We start from the raw sequence: 16186 nt of genomic DNA, 5'->3' as shown, positions 1-16186 counted from the left end.
TCAGCCCTTTTTGGTGATCGGTCGCTCCGGCACGTCCGGATGGCGTTCATCGCGGGTGACGTCGCGATACCAGAGTTCATGGTGTTTCTTCGCCCAGGCGCGGCTGACCCAGCCATGCAGCATCGCGTCCACCGAACCCTTGATCCACAGCCCCGCGTAGATGTGAATGATGATGCTCAGCACCAGAATGAAACCGGCCAGCGCGTGCAACAGCATCGCCCAGCGAATCACGGTGATGCCGAAATACGCACTGAACCAGGCGCGCCAGATCACCAGCCCGGTGAACAACAAACCGAGCATGCACAGCAGTAAAGTCCAGAACAGCAACTTCTGCCCGGCGTTGTATTTGCCTACCGGCGGCACGCTTTCCTCGTCGTTGACCATCACCCGATCGATACGCCGCAGCCATTTACCGTCGTTGTTGATGAAGAAGTTGGCGCGCCAGAAACTCAGCACCAGACCGAGGAAAAACACGAACATCGCTATTCCCATGTACGGATGCAGAATTCGCGTCCACGGCCCGCCGCCAAACAGGTTGCTCAACCAGAACAGCGACGGATGAAACAACGCCAGCCCGGACAGCCCGGCCATGAAAAACAGGATCGCCACCAGCCAGTGATTGGTACGCTGGTTGGCGGTATAACGCAGGATCGTCTTGTTGCTCATGGCCGGTTCTCCCCGCGCGGATCGAAGGTGTGTACCGCCGGATCGACGACGTGCACCGAGGTGTCGGCTGGCGTTGGATGCTCATCTTCTTCGACCCGGTTCGGGCCGATGCGCACGTAATGGAAGAACCCGGCCAACACCGCCGCGCCCATGGCCAACAGGCCCAGAGGTTTGCTGATGCCTTTCCACAACCCCACCAACGGACTGATCGCCGGATCCTGCGGCAGATTGGCGTAAATGGTCGGCGTGTCAGCGTGGTGCAACACGTACATCACGTGCGTGCCGCCAACACCTGCGGGGTCATACAGACCGGCGTTTTCGAAGCCACGGCTTTTCAGGTCGACGATGCGTTCGGCGGCGTGTTCCTTCATGTCTTCCTTGGTGCCGAAGACGATGGCACCCGTCGGGCAGGTTTTCACGCAGGCTGGCTCAAGCCCCACAGCCACGCGATCCGAACACAAGGTGCATTTGTAGGCCTTGTGATCTTTCTGCGAAATGCGCGGAATGTTGAACGGGCAACCGGTGATGCAATATCCACAACCGATGCAGTGATCCTGATCGAAATCGACGATGCCGTTGGCGTGTTTGATGATCGCGCCGGGGCTCGGGCACGCCGCCAGACAACCGGGCTCGGCGCAGTGCATGCAGCCGTCCTTGCGGATCAGCCACTCGAGGTTGCCGGCGTCGGTTTCATGTTCGGTGAAACGCATCAACGTCCAGGTGTCCGCGCTGAGGTCTTGCGGGTTGTCGTAGGTGCCGTGGTTGTGGCCGACCTCGTCGCGCAACTCGTTCCATTCCGAGCAGGCAACCTGGCAGGCCTTGCAACCGATGCATTTGGTGGTGTCGATCAGCTTGGCCACCGCTTCCTGATTCCTCACCGATGGCGGCACCGTGGTGGTGGCCGAGCGGGCAATGATGTCTTGGCTGGCCATTTACAGTTTCTCCACGTTGACCAGGAATGACTTGGATTCCGGGGTCTGTGTATTGCCATCGCCGAGGAACGGCACCAGGGTGTTGGTCAGGTAACCGTGACGCGTCAGGCCGGTGAAACCCCAGTGCAGCGGAATGCCGATCTGATGCACGACCTGGCCGTTGACCTGCAGCGGCCGGATCCTTTTTGTCACCACCGCCACCGCCTCGATAAACCCGCGTTTGCAACTGACGCGCACCCGATCTCCGGCAGCAATGCCCTTCTCTTTCGCCAGCACTTCGCCGATTTCGACGAACTGCTCGGGTTGGGCAATTGCGTTCAACTTGCAATGCTTGCTCCAGAAGTGGAAATGCTCGGTGAGCCGGTAACTGGTGCCGGCGTACGGGAAGTCCTTGGCCTCGCCGAGGGTTTCCCAGACCGAATCGAAGATCCGTGCCGCCGGGTTGCTGGTGGCTTTCTTGTTTTGCGGGTGCAGCGGGTTGATGCCGATCGGTGTTTCGAACGGCTCGTAGTGCTCGGGGAATGGCCCTTCATTCATCTTGTCGACGGCGAAGAACCGCGCCACGCCTTCGGGGTTCATGATGAACGGGTTCATCCCGGCTTCCGGCGGCACGTCGGCTTTGTAGTCCGGTACGTCGGTGCCGGTCCAGGCCTTGCCGTTCCACCACACCAGGCGTTTTTTCGGGTCCCAAGGTTTGCCGGACACGTCCGCCGAAGCGCGGTTATAGAGAATCCGCCGATTGGCCGGCCAGGCCCACGCCCAGCCCAAGTGCTGGTGCATGCCGAACGGATCGCTGTTGTCACGCCGCGCCATCTGGTTGCCGGCCTCGGTCCAACTGCCGGCGAAGATCCAGCAGCCGGACGCGGTGCTGCCGTCATCCTTGAGCAAGCCGAACCCGGCCAGTTGCGAGCCGGCCTTCACCGCGACACCGGTGGCATCGGTGAAATCAGCCACGGCGCTGCCATTGATTTCCTTGGCCAGCTCCTCCGGCGAAGGTTCGTCGGCGATCTTGTACGGCCACGTCAGTTTCAGCAGCGGATCGGGGAATTTGCCGCCCTCGGCCTGATAACGCTTGCGCAGGCGCAGGAACAATTCACTCATGATGCGGATGTCGGTCTGCGCTTCGCCCGGACCGTCGGCGCCTTTCCAGTGCCATTGCAGCCAGCGGCTGCTGTTGACCAGTGAGCCGTCCTCTTCGGCAAAACAAGTGGTCGGCAGGCGAATGACTTCGGTCTGGATCTCCGCGCTTTTCACATCGTTGTACGGCCCGACGTTGTGCCAGAACTCCGAGGTTTCGGTGGCCAGCGGGTCCATGACCACCAGCCATTTCAGCTTGGCCAGCGCGCCCATTACGCGGTTTTTGTCCGGCAGCGCAGCGATCGGGTTGAAGCCTTGGCAGAAGTAGCCGTTGACCTTGCCCTGGCTCATCAGGTCGAACATCTTCAGGACGTCGTAGTTGGGAATGTCGAGTTTCGGCAAATGGTCATAGCACCAATTGTTCTCGACCGTGGCGTTAGCGCCGTACCACGACTTCATCAGGCTGACGTGGAATTTGCTGTAGTTCTGCCAGTACGACAGTTGTCCCGGACGCAGCGGCACTTGCGTACGTTTGTGGATGAAGGCGTTGTAGTCCTGCTCGCTGTCCTGACCCAGGGTCAGATAGCCCGGCAGTGCGTTGGAGAGCAAGCCTAGGTCGGTCAGCCCCTGAATATTGGAGTGACCGCGCAAGGCGTTGACCCCGCCGCCGGGCATGCCGACGTTGCCCAGCAACAGTTGCACCATCGCCGCGCTGCGGATGATCTGCGCGCCGATCGAGTGCTGGGTCCAGCCGAGGGCGTAGAGAATCGTCATGGTCTTGCCCGGAATCGAACAAGTGGCGATTTCTTCCCAGATTTTCTGCATGGCATCGACAGGCATGCCACAGATCTGGCTGGCGAGGTCGATGTTGTAGCGGCTGTAATGCTGCTTCATCAATTGATAGACGCAGCGCGGGTCTTGCAGCGTCGGGTCGACTTTGACAAAGCCGTCGTCGCCCATCTCGTAACCCCAGCCGGACTTGTCGGTATAGCTGCGTTTCTCTGCGTCGTAGCCACTGAAAATGCCGTCTTCGAAGCCGTAGCCTGCTCTGACGATGAACGACATATCGGTGTAATTGCGCACGTACTCGTGCTGGATCTTGTCCTCGGTCAGCAGGTAATTGATCAGGCCGCCCATGAAGGCGATGTCGGTGCCGGTGCGGATCGGCGCGTAGTAGTCGGCCACCGAAGCGGTCCGGGTAAAACGCGGATCGACGACGATCAGCCGCGCAGCGTTGTGCGCCTTGGCCTCGGTCACCCATTTGAAGCCGCACGGATGCGCTTCTGCGGCGTTGCCACCCATCACCAGGATCAGATTCGCGTTGGCGATATCGGTCCAGGTATTGGTCATGGCTCCACGGCCGTACGTCGGGGCAAGACTTGCCACCGTCGGGCCGTGTCAGACACGCGCCTGGTTATCGAACCCCAGCATGCCGAGACTGCGAATCACCTTCTGAGTGATGTAACCGGCTTCGTTGGACGCTGCCGACGCGGCGAGGAACCCGGTGCTCAGCCAGCGATTCACCGTCTGCCCGTTGGCATTTTTCTCGATGAAGTTGGCGTCGCGGTCGGTTTTCATCAGGTCGGCGATGCGATCGAGCGCTTCGTCCCAACTGATCCGCGTCCATTCACTGCTGCCCGGCTTGCGCGTTTGCGGGTAGAGCAAACGGCCGGGGCTGTGAATGAAGTCAAGCAGGCCTGCGCCTTTCGGGCAGAGGGTGCCACGGTTGACCGGGTGGTCGGCGTCGCCCTCGATGTGGATGATGCTTTGCGCGACGTTCTTCGCGGTATCGCCCTGGCTGTACATGATCAAACCGCAGCCGACCGAGCAATACGGACAGGTGTTGCGGGTTTCATGGGTGTGGGCAAGCTTGAAGTGGCGCACCTGCTCGGCGAAGGCTGGCGTCGGGGCCATGCCCAACGCGCCCAGGCTCGAGCCTGCAAGGCCGATACCGGCGACCTTGAAGAACTGACGACGGCTGAGATCCATCGTGCACTCCTGATCAGGTGGAACCCGGTACTGGTGCCGGGTTTTATCTGGACAATCACGGTTGCGGCAAACGTCTGCCGACCTTTTCACTGTAGACAATGACCACACGATCTGTGTGAAAACCGACCGTCGGCGACAATCGGTCATGCACTGGAAAACCTGTGGGAGCGAGCCTGCTCGCGAAGAGGCCCTGTCAGTTGAGACAAATATTGACTGACAGACCGCTTTCGCGAGCAGGCTCGCTCCCACAGGTTTTGTGTGCTCCTGCACGGCCATGGGCTTATCATGCCCGCAGGACCAATCCCGCCTTCACGAGACCGCGCATGACTTTCGATTTTGATCAGCTATTCGACCGCCACAACACTGGCAGCACCAAGTGGAGCCGCTATTCGGCCGACGTCTTGCCGATGTGGGTCGCTGATATGGATTTCGCCGCGCCGCCGGTCATCATCGAGGCTTTGCAACAGCGCCTGCTGCATCCGCTGGTGGGCTACAGCGTGGCGCAGGACAACCTGCGTGAAGCCATCGTCGCTGACCTCTGGGCCAAGTTCGCCTGGAAGGTAAAACCGCAAGAGCTGATCTTCCTGCCGGGCGTCGAGTCCGGTTTCAACATGGCTCTGAAAGCGCTGGTACAGCCGCAGCAGAATGTCGTGGTGCAAGTGCCGAACTACCCGCCACTGCGCCACGCGCCGGGCCACTGGGGTTTGAACAAGGTTGAGCTGGAGTTCCTCGCGCAAGCTGACGGCACTTACCTGACGCCGCTGGACGTGCTGCGTGAATCGCTGAACGGTGGCGGCGCGCTGTTGCTGAGCAATCCGCACAATCCGCTGGGCAAAGTGTTTGGCCGTGAAGAGTTGCAAGCGGTGGCGGATATCTGTGCGGCGCAGGACGCCTGGATCATCTCCGACGAAATCCACGCCGAATTGTGTTTCGACGGTCGCGTGCACATTCCGACCGCCTCGTTGAGCGCGGAGATTGCCAAGCGCACGATCACCCTGATGTCGGCGAGCAAGGCCTACAACATCGCCGGCCTGAAGACCTCGTTCATGATCATTCAAGATGCGGCCCTGCGTGAGCGCGTCAACCACGCCCGCTGCGGCATGGTCGACAGCGTCAACCCGCTGGGCATGGAAGCCACGCGCGTGGCTTATAGCGAAGGCGCGCCGTGGCTGGCCGAGTTGAAAACCTATCTGCAGGCCAACCGCGACTGGCTGGTGGACGCGGTGCGCAGCCGCTTGCCGGGCGTGACCATCAATGTGCCACAGGGCACGTATCTGGCCTGGCTGGATTGCTCGGCGCTGGATCTGGCCGATCCGCAGCAGTTCTTCCTTGAGCAGGGCAAGGTTGGCCTCAGCGCCGGTCTGGACTTCGGCGATCAACACCAGCAGTTCGTGCGCCTGAACTTCGGCTGCCCACGCTCGTTGCTCGAAGAAGGCATCGCCCGCATGGAACGCGCCCTGACTAATCGCAACACCTGAAAACACCACATCCCCCTGTAGGAGTGAGCCTGCTCGCGATAGCGTTCTAAAATCCAACATCATTGTTGACTGAAATACCGCTATCGCGAGCAGGCTCACTCCTACAGGGGATGTGTGTTCACGCAAAATCTTCGGCGTAAATCCGATCGAACTCACGGCAAACACACCGGGTCAACCGCCCATACCAGCCCTGAGACCTCGGAGACCCGCGATGACCGACTATCCAAAACCACCCTTCCCCGCACAGGCCCAGACCGTTCCCGGTTCGCAACGCAAAATGGAACCCTATCCCGATTGCGGCGAGCAAAGCTATGTCGGTTCCGGGCGACTGGCCGGCAAGATCGCCCTGATCACCGGCGCCGACAGCGGCATCGGCCGCGCCGTGGCCATTGCTTTCGCCCGTGAAGGCGCCGACGTGGCGGTCGCCTATTTGAACGAACACGAAGACGCCAAGGAAACCGCGCGCTGGGTCGAACAGGCCGGGCGTCAATGCCTGCTGCTGCCGGGCGATATCGCACAAAAGGCCCATTGTCAGGCCTTGGTCGACAAAACCGTCGAACGCTTCGGCCGCATCGACGTGCTGGTCAATAACGCCGCGTTTCAGATGACCCACGAAACCTTCGAAGAAATCCCCGACGAAGAATGGGTGATGACCTTCGACGTCAACATCACCGCGATCTTCCGGCTGTGTCAGGCAGCGATCAAACACATGCGTGCCGGGGCGTCGATCATCAACACCAGTTCGGTGAACTCGGACATGCCTAAACCGACCCTGCTCGCCTATGCCACCACCAAAGGCGCGATTGCCAATTTCACTGGCGGTCTGGCACAGATGCTCGGTCCGAAGGAAATCCGCGTGAATTGCGTGGCGCCGGGGCCGATCTGGACGCCGCTGATCGTCTCGACCATGCCCGATGAAGAAGTACAGAACTTTGGTGGCAACACCCCGCTCGGCCGCCCCGGTCAACCCGTGGAAGTCGCGCCGATCTACGTGCTGCTGGCCTCGGACGAAGCGAGTTATATCACCGGCCAGCGCTATGGCGTGACCGGTGGCAAGCCGATGCTTTGAGCAAATGCACTGCAGGGGTTTGCGCAGGCGGCGGTCTGTTGATTCTGATTTTTAAAACAAGATCAAAAGATCGCAGCTTGCGGCAACGCCTACAGGGGCGGCGTCAGGAGCGAAAGGGTCTCTGCAGGCGGCCGTCATTAATCACTGAAGGCGGCAAATCATGAGTTTTACTGTGTGGGTTGCCGTACTCGGTGCCGTGCTGCTGACGTTGGCACTGACTTCTTCGTATCTGCGCTGGATGCCGGTGACGACTTCGGCAGTGTGTCTGTTGCTGGGGATCGGCATCGGCCCCAGCGGCCTAGATCTGCTGAAACTGTCGTTGGAAAACGCTTCGCTGTGGATGGAGCACCTGACGGAAGTCGCGGTGCTGTTTTCCCTGTTTGTCTGCGGTTTGAAGTTACGTTTGCCTTTGCGCGACAAGCGTTGGCGGATTGCTTTTGGCCTGGCCGGGCCAGTCATGTTGCTGACCATCATCGGTGTTTGTCTGCTGCTGCATTTTGGCTTGCGCTTGCCGTGGGGGCCGGCACTGTTGATCGGCGCGATTCTGGCACCGACCGACCCGGTACTGGCGGCACTTGTCCAGGTCAACGATGCGCGGGATGTCGACAGCGTGCGTTTCGGGCTCTCGGGCGAAGCAGGATTGAATGACGGCATCGCCTTCCCCTTCGTGATTCTCGGCCTGTTGTTGCTGCACGGTGATGGCAGCGCCAGCGAATGGCAGGGCTGGGTCTTGCGCAGTGTGTTGTGGGCGGTGCCGGCCGGGTTACTCACCGGTTACTGGATGGGCCGAGGTATCGGGCGCGTGACGCTTTCGCTACGAATCCGCAATGACGACAGCACCCTCAGCCCCAATGATTATCTGGCGTTGTCGTTGATTGCCCTGGCCTATGTGGTTGCCGAGGCGATTGGCGGTTATGGCTTCCTGTCGGTGTTCGCCGCCGGGCTGGGTTTGCGTCAGGTGGAAGTGCAATCCACCGGCGCCGGCCAGCCGCCTGCCGAGCATCTGGTGCAACCGGTGGTCGGCCATCAGAACGTCGAACCGCAACACGCGGTGCATGGCGACACCGAAAGGCTGGAAAGCAGCCAGGTTGCCGCGGGGATCATGATGGGTGACATGTTGTCATTTGGCAGTCTGGTCGAGCGCGCCATGGAAGTGTTTCTGGTGACCTTGCTCGGCGTCGTGCTGGTGGCGCATTGGGATTGGCGGGCGTTGCTGGTGGGCGGTGTGTTGTTCTGCCTGATCCGCCCGGCCTGCGTCGCGCTGATGCCATGGGGCGCGCTGCTGGAGGGACGGCAACGGCTGTTGATCGGCTGGTTTGGCATTCGCGGGATCGGCAGCCTGTTTTATCTGTTTTATGCCTTGAATCACGGGCTGACCGACACGGTGGCCACGCAATGCACCGACCTGACCTTGTCGGTGGTCGCGCTGAGCATCCTGCTTCACGGGATCAGCACCCAACCGATCCTCGCTCGCTATGAACAGCGCAAGAAACAAAAAACGTGATTTTTAATCGCGGATTTTATCGACGGATTAATCGAATTTTTTTCTGTAAAAAAATGGATCCTTGCTTAATCGCCGACAGTCACAAGCATAACCCCCCGCCAGATGTGGCCGGCGGGGCCCGGCAGGTTCGGTTCCCCTGCGGCGATACGCCTATGAAACGGAATCCTTGAAGAATAAGGTCACGAACATGAAAGAATGCTCGACTCCTGCGCAAATCAAGGCTTGCAGAGCACTGGCTCTGGAACGCAATCGTCAATTGTTCGATAACGCCCACACGCTCAACCGAGCGGCCAATGCGCTGCTTGACGTCAAGGATCTGGACATCGAACAGTTCGAGCGCTACCGCGCGCTGCGCAAGAAAGCCGATTCGATGTTTGAAGATGCCATCGATCATTTGTGCGTCTTGAATGAAGATTTCCCGCCGATCCCGATGTCTTCGCAGAACTCGGTGGCGTTGCGTCGAGAGCTTGAGACCGTGGAGTGAAGCGGAAAAGCCCCTCACCTTAGCCCTCTCCCAGAGGGAGAGGGAACTGACCGGGGTGAATGGTTGAGGTACGCCGACTTGAGATACCGCGTTGCACGCAAATTTTGAGCAGTGCAAATATTGGCTCTCTGCGATATGAACCCTGAAAGCCCCTCACCCTGGCCCTCTCCCAGAGGGAGAGGGAACTGACCGGGGTGAATGGTTGAGGTATGCCGACTTGAGATACCGCGTTGAACGCAGATTTTGACCACGACACTGAGATACCGAGTCGAACGCAGATTTTGACTACAGCGAAGATCTGCTCCCTTCCCCCTCGCCCCCTTGGGGGAGAGGGCTGGGGTGAGGGGGATCGATCTGAATGGCAACACAAAATCCAAGCGAATGAAAAAGCCCGGCCACATAAGCCGGGCTTTTCTATACCTGCCCATCACCCTCCAGGATTGGTCACCTGAATAAACACCGCATAACTCCCCAGCAACACCCAGAACGTCGCAAAGATCCAAGGCGTGCGCACCGAGAACAGCAGCGACTTGCGATAACCCTTGTGGCTCGATTCCATCTCACTGAACAACGGCGATTCGTCATACGCCAGGCCCATCAGCGGCTCGCTGTGGAGCAAGTGGCTCTGCTTGAAATGCCAGTGATCGATGATGTCGTACGCTGCGCGAATCCCCGGCCAGGCGTTCAAGGAACTGAGCAGCCCGAGCAGCGCCAGAAACGGTGGCACCACCAGCGTGAACAACTTGCCCCACTCCGGATTGAGGTTGGCCATGCAGGAGGCGAAGGCGATCACCAGGAACGACTGCGCCGCCAGATAGGCATCGGTGCGGTTGGCAAGAATGCTGGTTTCGTACTGGATCTCCCGCCGATAGAAATCCAGCCGTTCCTTGGGTGAGCCGAACATCTTGGCGTCATGTTCGGTCAGGGTTTCTTCAGCGGTGGGCTCAGTCAGTATGCGAGACAAAAGATGCACGCTCCGGGGTTGGGAAAACGTTTAGAAGTCCCCGTTTGCGCGCAAGTTCAGCCGGATTGACCGGCGCCTCACTTCATCGATTGCGCAATGATCGCCACCAGATTCATCTGCGTGAACGGCTTGGGCAACCGCGGCAGTTGCGCGGCAAAACCCTCCAGGCGCTCGGCGTAGCCGGTGGCAAGAATGATCGGCAGATCCGGTTTGAGCACCCGCACCGCGTGGGCCAGTTGTGCACCGCTCATATGGGGCATGGCCATGTCGGTGATCAACAGGTCGATGACCTCACCCTGATCGAACAGCGTCAGCGCCTGCGAACCCGACGTGGCGCTGATCACTCGATGCCCCAGGTCTTCGAGCAGCAGGCTGGTGCTGGTCAACACTAGCGAATCGTCATCCACCACCAGCACGCTGAGCCTGGGCACCGTGATCGGCTCTGCCGGCGGATGCAGCGGCTTGCTGGAGACACCCTCGACAGCCACCGGAATCCACAGTTCAGCCGTGGTGCCCTGGGCTTTTGCACTTTTGAGCACGAAGCGGCCACCGAGTTGTTCCATATACCCGTGCACCATCGACAGCCCCAGCCCTGTGCCTTTGCCCAAGCCTTTTGTGGTGAAAAACGGGTCTCTGGCCGAGGCCAGCGTCTGCGCATCCATGCCCTCCCCGCTGTCGATCAGACTGAGACAGACATAACGCCCGGCCGGCAGATCCGCATGACCGAGTTCGAGCACCACTTGTGCTTCAGCGCTGATGATCACCGTGCCGCCGTCGGGCATGGCGTCACGGGCGTTGGTCGCCAGATTGAGCAAGGCCAGTTCCAGTTGATTGCTGTCCGCCAGCACCGGTTGCAGATCCTCGGGAAACCGCGCATCGACGCGGATGCCCGGCCCCAGGGAACTGCGCAACAGTCCGGTAATGCCTTGCACCAATTGGGGGATGTCGACGGACTCGGTCTTTAGCTCCTGACGGCGGGCAAAAGCCAGCATGCGCTGGGTCAGCGACACGCCACGTAATGCGCCTTGGGTGGCATTTTCCAGCAAACGGCTGATTTTCGCGTCGTCACCGATGCGCTTTTGCACGATTTCCAGATTGCCGAGAATCACTGTCAGCAGATTATTGAAGTCATGGGCGATGCCGCCGCTGAGCTGACCGATGGCCTGCATCTTCTGCGCCTGAAACAGGGCTTCACGGGTTTTCTCGAGCGCCTGCTGGGCCTGATGCGCTTCGGTGATGTCGCGGGTGATCTTGGCAAACCCGAGCAAAGTGCCGGTATCGCCGCGAATCGCATCGACCACCACATGGGCGAGAAACCGCGTGCCGTCCTTGCGCATGCGCCAGCTCTTGTTCTCAAAGCGGCCTTCACGAGTGGCTATTTCCAGCGCCCGCTGCGGCTCGCCGAGTTCGCGGTCTTCGGGGGTATAGAAAATCGAGAAGTGCTGACCGATGATTTCTTCCGGCAGATAACCCTTGATGCGCTGGGCGCCCTGGTTCCAGTTGCTGACCCGGCCCTCGGGGCTGAGCATGTAGATGGCATAGTCGGTGACACCCTGCACCAGCAAGCGGAACTGCTGTTCGCTTTGCTTGAGGGTTTCTTCGGCCATCTTGCGATCGGTGAGGTCGCGGGTGATCTTGGCGAAACCGAGCAACTTGCCGTCGGGATCAATGATCGGGTCGATCACCACGTGCGACCAGAAGTTGGTGCCGTCCTTGCGCACCCGCCAGCCTTCGCCCTCGAAACGCCCCTCGCGGATCGCGGTATCGAGCGCACGTCGCGGCAGACCGGCAGCGCGATCATCGGCAGTATAGAAGCGCGAAAAATGCTCGCCGAGGATTTCCGCCTCTTCGTAACCCTTGAAGCGTTTGGCGCCCGAGTTCCAGCTGGTGATGATGCCATCCGGGTCGATCATGTAGATCGCATAGTCGACGACCGCATCGATCAACAGCCTGAAACGCATCTCCTCGATCGCCGCGGTCTTGTTCTTTTCAATCATCACATTCACCGCACACAGTTATGTGCTGGAGTATGCGTTAATCCGGCGAATTGAAAAGCGTCCGCCTCGTTTTTGATTGACCACCAGCGCGGCAGCAACTGCTGGATCCGCGGCTCGGCAAAGCGGTCGTCAATCAACATGAGCACACCACGATCTTCGCGTGTGCGGATCACCCGGCCGGCGGCCTGCACCACTTTCTGCACACCGGGATACAGGTAGGTGTAGTCATACCCGGCGCCGAAGATTGCCGCCATGCGGCGTTTCAACTGTTCATTGACCGGATTGAGTTGCGCCAGACCGAGCGTAGCGATGAACGCGCCGATCAGGCGTGCGCCAGGCAAATCGATACCTTCGCCGAATGCCCCGCCCAATACGGCAAAACCTACGCCCTGACTTCGCACGGTGAACTGGTCGAGAAACGCTTGCCGCTGCCCTTCGAGCATGCCGCGCGACTGCTGCCACACCGTGATGTGCGGATGCCGCTCGGCCAGTAACGTTGCGACCTGCTGCAGATAGTCGAAGCTGCTGAAAAACGCCAGGTAATTGCCCGGACGCTCGCCGAACTGCCTGGCGATCAGCTCGACAATCGGCTCCAGCGACGCCTGGCGGTGATTGAAGCGCGTTGAAATCCGGCTGACCACCTGCACCTGCAACTGCGCCGGGCTGAACGGCGATTCGACGTCGACCCACACCGTATCGTCCGGTGTGCCAAGCAAATCGGCGTAATAGTTGCGCGGGCTCAGCGTGGCGGAAAACAGTACGCTGCTGCGCGCCGCTTTCAGACGCGGGCCAATAAACGCCGCGGGGACCACGTTGCGCAGGCACAGTTGCGACAGCGGGCGCTTGCGCTCGAGGTCGCGCTTGCTGATATCGAACAGGTAATGCTCATCGAACAACTCCGCGACCCGGGCAAACTGCAGCAGCTCGAAATAGAAGCTTTGCAATGCGCTGTCGAGTCCCTGTGGATGGTCATTCTGGTAATCGCCGATGGCCGCGCAACACAGGGAGATCGCTTGCAGCAGTTTTTCCGGCGCCTTGTCGTAGGCCTGATACGCGGCCAGTTGCGGAGCATGCAGCGTGTTCCATTCACGGTTGAGCCGTTGCAGGGATTTTTTTAGCGGTTCAGGGGCGGTTTTACGCACGGCGCCAAGGACGAACTGATCGAGACTGGCGCTGTACATCTGCCGTCCGCGCTCAACGAGGTTGTGCGCCTCATCGGCCAGCACGGCGACTTTCCACTGATTGAGCTGGGCCAGACCGAACAGGAGTGCACTGAAATCGAAGTAATAGTTGTAGTCGGCGACCACCACGTCAGCCCAGCGGGCCATTTCCTGGCTCAAGTAATACGGGCACACCGCATGCTGCGCGGCAACGGCGCGCATGGCGGGCTGATCGAGCAGACTGATGCGGCTGGCCGCCTCACGCGCGGCCGGCAAGCGATCGTAGAAACCTTGTGCCAACGGGCAGGATTCGCCATGGCAAGCTTTGTCCGGGTGTTCGCAGGCCTTGTCCCGAGCGACCATTTCCAGAACCCGCAAGGGCAGGTTCGGCGACTGTTCGAACAGCACCTGGCTGGCATCGAGCGCCAGTTTGCGTCCCGGCGTCTTGGCGGTCAGGAAGAACACTTTGTCCAGTTGCTGCGGCGCCAGCGCCTTGAGCATCGGAAACAACGTGCCAAGGGTTTTGCCGATGCCGGTCGGTGCCTGGGCCATCAGGCAGCGCCCGGTGCTGATCGCCTTGAACACCGATTCAGCCAGATGCCGCTGCCCCGAACGAAACTCGGCGTGAGGAAAGCTCAGTTGCTGCGCCGCCAGGTTGCGCACCTCGCGATGGGCCATTTCCTGTTCGGCCCAGAGCAGGAACACGCCACACTGTTGCTCGAAAAACACTTGCAGGGCCTCAGCGCTGAATGCCTCGACCAGACAGGTTTCCTTTTCGCTGACGATGTCGAAATACACCAGCGCCAGATTGATCCGCTGCAGATCGAGTTTGCGGCACATCAGCCAGCCGTAGATTTTCGCTTGCGCCCAGTGCAACCGGCGGTGATTGGCCGGTTGTTTGCTCAGGTCGCCCCGGTAGGTTTTGACTTCTTCCAGGCAGTTTTGCCCCGGATCGTAGCCGTCCGCCCTGCCCTTGACCTTCAACTGGCGAAACTCGCCTTCCAGGGCCACTTCGCTTTGGTATTTCTCGTTGCGCCGCGAGGCCACGGTACGGTGGCCGGCAATGCCTTCGAGTGCCGTCGGCGACGGGGTGAAACGCAGGTCGAGGTCGCCGGTCTTGGCGGTGAACTCACACAGCGCCCGCACCGCAATGCTGTAGCTCAAGCGCTCTGCTCCGCCCATTGCACGTAGCACACGGCCACCGGCATCTGGTGTTCGTGGCAGAACTCCAGCCAGCGCAATTGGTTGTCCTGCAAGCGATCACCGGGGCCTTTGACTTCAATCATCCGGTAGGTTTTGTGTTGCGGCCAGAACTGGATCAGATCGGGCATGCCGGCGCGGTTGGCCTTGATGTCGAGCAACAGCCGATTGAACCAGTGCTTGAGGTGTTCAGCCGGCAGGCAGGCCAACGCCTGTTCGAGCAGCTGTTCATTGAGTGCGCCCCAAAACACGAACGGCGACTGAATACCCCATTTGGCGACGAATCGCTGGCGAATGGTCGAGGCGTAGCGACCATCGTCGAGCTCGTCGAGACAGGCCTGGAACAGCTCGGCGCGGCGCGGCTGGAAGTCTTCATTGAGCAGATCGACCGGCCCGCGCTGGAACGGGTGAAAGAATGCACCGGGCAACGGCGCGAAGATCGCCGGCCAGCACAACAAACCGAACAACGAGTTGATCAGGCTGTTTTCCACGTAGTGCACCGGGCCGTCGTCATCATGCAGGTGCGCCTGCACGTAAAACTCCACCGACAACCCAGGATCGCTGCGCAGCAACTGCAAATCGAGGCGTTCGACCGGTTTCGCCGCTGTACGCTTGAGTGGCGGCCCGCCGAGTTTGCGCCGCAATCGCGGCATTATTCGCTGCAGGCCTTGCTGTTCGGCAGCGCTTTGCGGCGTCTGTTCAGCCAGCGTGCCGAGTTCCAGGCCAAGGGCGTATTCGCCGCAGCGTTCCAGCACGCGGATCATGCGCAATCGCGCGCCTGGATAGGCGCAGTCGCGGTAGATGCTCAAGGCCAGCGCAAACTCGCTGATGCGCTCGCAATACTGGCCAATCTGGAACAACACCTTGCCTCGTCGACGTTGCAACCAGGGGTTGTCGAAGTGCAAGGCGCCGACTTGCTCGACAATGGCTTGCAGCGGTTCACCGGCCTCGAAGCGCAACTGGCAGTTATGCAGGAACAGGCAGGCGTCGACATCCTGGCGGCTGCGCAGGCCGCGCGAATCAGCGCAGAATTCGACTTTTTCGTAGGTAAAGATCCCCAGATCAGCGAGGACGAATTCCGACCAGTCCTGATAAAGATTGCCAAAGAACATCAGACGCAGACGATCGCACAGGTCCATGATGGTCAGGCTGAACAGGCGCTCTGCCAGTAACGGCGCCCAATCGCGCAGGCTACGGGCATCGGCGAACTGTTCGGTGAGCAGCGGCAGCCAATCGTCCTTGCGCCCCTTGGGTTGCTCGATGAACGCGCCAAATGCCTGGAGAACCTCGGCCTTGAGCAGCACATCGAACAGTTCGGCCATCGTCAGCGCCGCGAATTCGTCGAGCCAGCCATGATTCAGCAGCGGTTGCGCGGCGTGTGCGATGTCACCGATTTCAGGGTAATTGAGTTTACCGACACGAAAGTGCACGCCCTTGCGCATCACCATGCGCACCAGCAGGCCCTGCGAGGTCTTGGGCAATGCCTTGAAATCGCGGATGAAGCCGTGCTCGGTTTCGCTCATCACGTCGGCATAGCGCAGCTCAAGCCAATCAAGCACTTGCCGGAAGTTGTTGAGGTAATAGAACGGGTCGTCGAGGGGATTGGCAGTCACGGGAATTCAGGGCCATGGCGAACGAGTACTGGTTATGCGTACAGATACCAGCT

General features: G+C 60.0%; 11 protein-coding genes. 4 read left to right on the top strand and 7 right to left on the bottom strand.

The features are described 5' to 3' along the window. Genes ACIPIZ_RS00445 through fdnG form a run of 3 tightly spaced genes read right to left on the bottom strand, consistent with a single transcriptional unit; the run spans position 1 to position 4664 of the window. Positions 1-666 (bottom strand): formate dehydrogenase subunit gamma, encoded by a 666-nt coding sequence (locus ACIPIZ_RS00445; protein ID WP_401163260.1) that lies wholly within the window; start codon positions 664-666, stop codon positions 1-3. Beyond that, on the bottom strand, positions 663-1598 hold the full coding sequence (gene fdxH, locus ACIPIZ_RS00440; protein ID WP_401163258.1) for a formate dehydrogenase subunit beta: 936 nt from the start codon (positions 1596-1598) through the stop codon (positions 663-665). The genes ACIPIZ_RS00445 and fdxH overlap by 4 nt, the downstream gene beginning before the upstream one ends. Continuing rightward, positions 1599-4664, bottom strand: coding sequence for a formate dehydrogenase-N subunit alpha (fdnG, locus tag ACIPIZ_RS00435; RefSeq protein ID WP_401163256.1), 3066 nt, complete (start codon positions 4662-4664; stop codon positions 1599-1601). A gap of 323 nt (positions 4665-4987) precedes the next feature. On the opposite strand from fdnG, the gene ACIPIZ_RS00430 reads away from it, so the two are divergent. The 4 genes from ACIPIZ_RS00430 (at position 4988) to ACIPIZ_RS00415 (ending at position 9199) form a co-directional block, all read left to right on the top strand. Continuing rightward, positions 4988-6142 (top strand): MalY/PatB family protein, encoded by a 1155-nt coding sequence (locus ACIPIZ_RS00430; protein ID WP_401163253.1) that lies wholly within the window; start codon positions 4988-4990, stop codon positions 6140-6142. 211 nt (positions 6143-6353) lie between these two features. Then, the gene (locus ACIPIZ_RS00425; protein ID WP_401163251.1) at positions 6354-7211 is read left to right on the top strand and encodes a glucose 1-dehydrogenase; all 858 of its coding nucleotides are present in this window, start codon (positions 6354-6356) and stop codon (positions 7209-7211) included. 160 nt (positions 7212-7371) lie between these two features. Further along, positions 7372-8715 carry a sodium:proton antiporter gene (locus tag ACIPIZ_RS00420; RefSeq protein WP_064389908.1) on the top strand — a complete coding sequence of 448 codons (1344 nt, stop codon included), beginning with the start codon at positions 7372-7374 and terminating at the stop codon, positions 8713-8715. A gap of 187 nt (positions 8716-8902) precedes the next feature. Further along, a complete protein-coding gene (locus tag ACIPIZ_RS00415; protein WP_064389907.1) occupies positions 8903-9199 on the top strand; it encodes a hypothetical protein in 297 nt (98 codons plus the stop codon). Positions 9200-9626: 427 nt separating this feature from the next. Here the strand turns inward: ACIPIZ_RS00415 and ACIPIZ_RS00410 are convergent, their stop codons facing one another. From ACIPIZ_RS00410 to ACIPIZ_RS00395, 4 genes are all read right to left on the bottom strand, one after another. Further along, positions 9627-10163, bottom strand: a complete 537-nt coding sequence (locus tag ACIPIZ_RS00410) for a hypothetical protein (RefSeq protein WP_016983364.1) — start codon at positions 10161-10163, stop codon at positions 9627-9629. Positions 10164-10240: 77 nt separating this feature from the next. Continuing rightward, positions 10241-12160 carry a PAS domain S-box protein gene (locus ACIPIZ_RS00405; protein ID WP_401163248.1) on the bottom strand — a complete coding sequence of 640 codons (1920 nt, stop codon included), beginning with the start codon at positions 12158-12160 and terminating at the stop codon, positions 10241-10243. Positions 12161-12165: 5 nt separating this feature from the next. Next, positions 12166-14484: an ATP-dependent DNA helicase gene (locus ACIPIZ_RS00400; protein WP_064389906.1), complete on the bottom strand. Its 2319-nt coding sequence runs from the start codon at positions 14482-14484 to the stop codon at positions 12166-12168. Beyond that, positions 14481-16133 carry a VRR-NUC domain-containing protein gene (locus tag ACIPIZ_RS00395; protein WP_401163246.1) on the bottom strand — a complete coding sequence of 551 codons (1653 nt, stop codon included), beginning with the start codon at positions 16131-16133 and terminating at the stop codon, positions 14481-14483. The genes ACIPIZ_RS00400 and ACIPIZ_RS00395 overlap by 4 nt, the downstream gene beginning before the upstream one ends. Between the last annotated feature and the right edge of the window lie 53 nt (positions 16134-16186).

The organism is Pseudomonas sp. NPDC087690 (genome assembly GCF_044743175.1).
In the GTDB taxonomy this organism is placed as follows: Bacteria; Pseudomonadota; Gammaproteobacteria; order Pseudomonadales; family Pseudomonadaceae; genus Aquipseudomonas.
The sequence above is the reverse complement of the archived record's forward strand: the minus strand, read 5'-3'. Positions and strand labels throughout refer to the sequence as shown.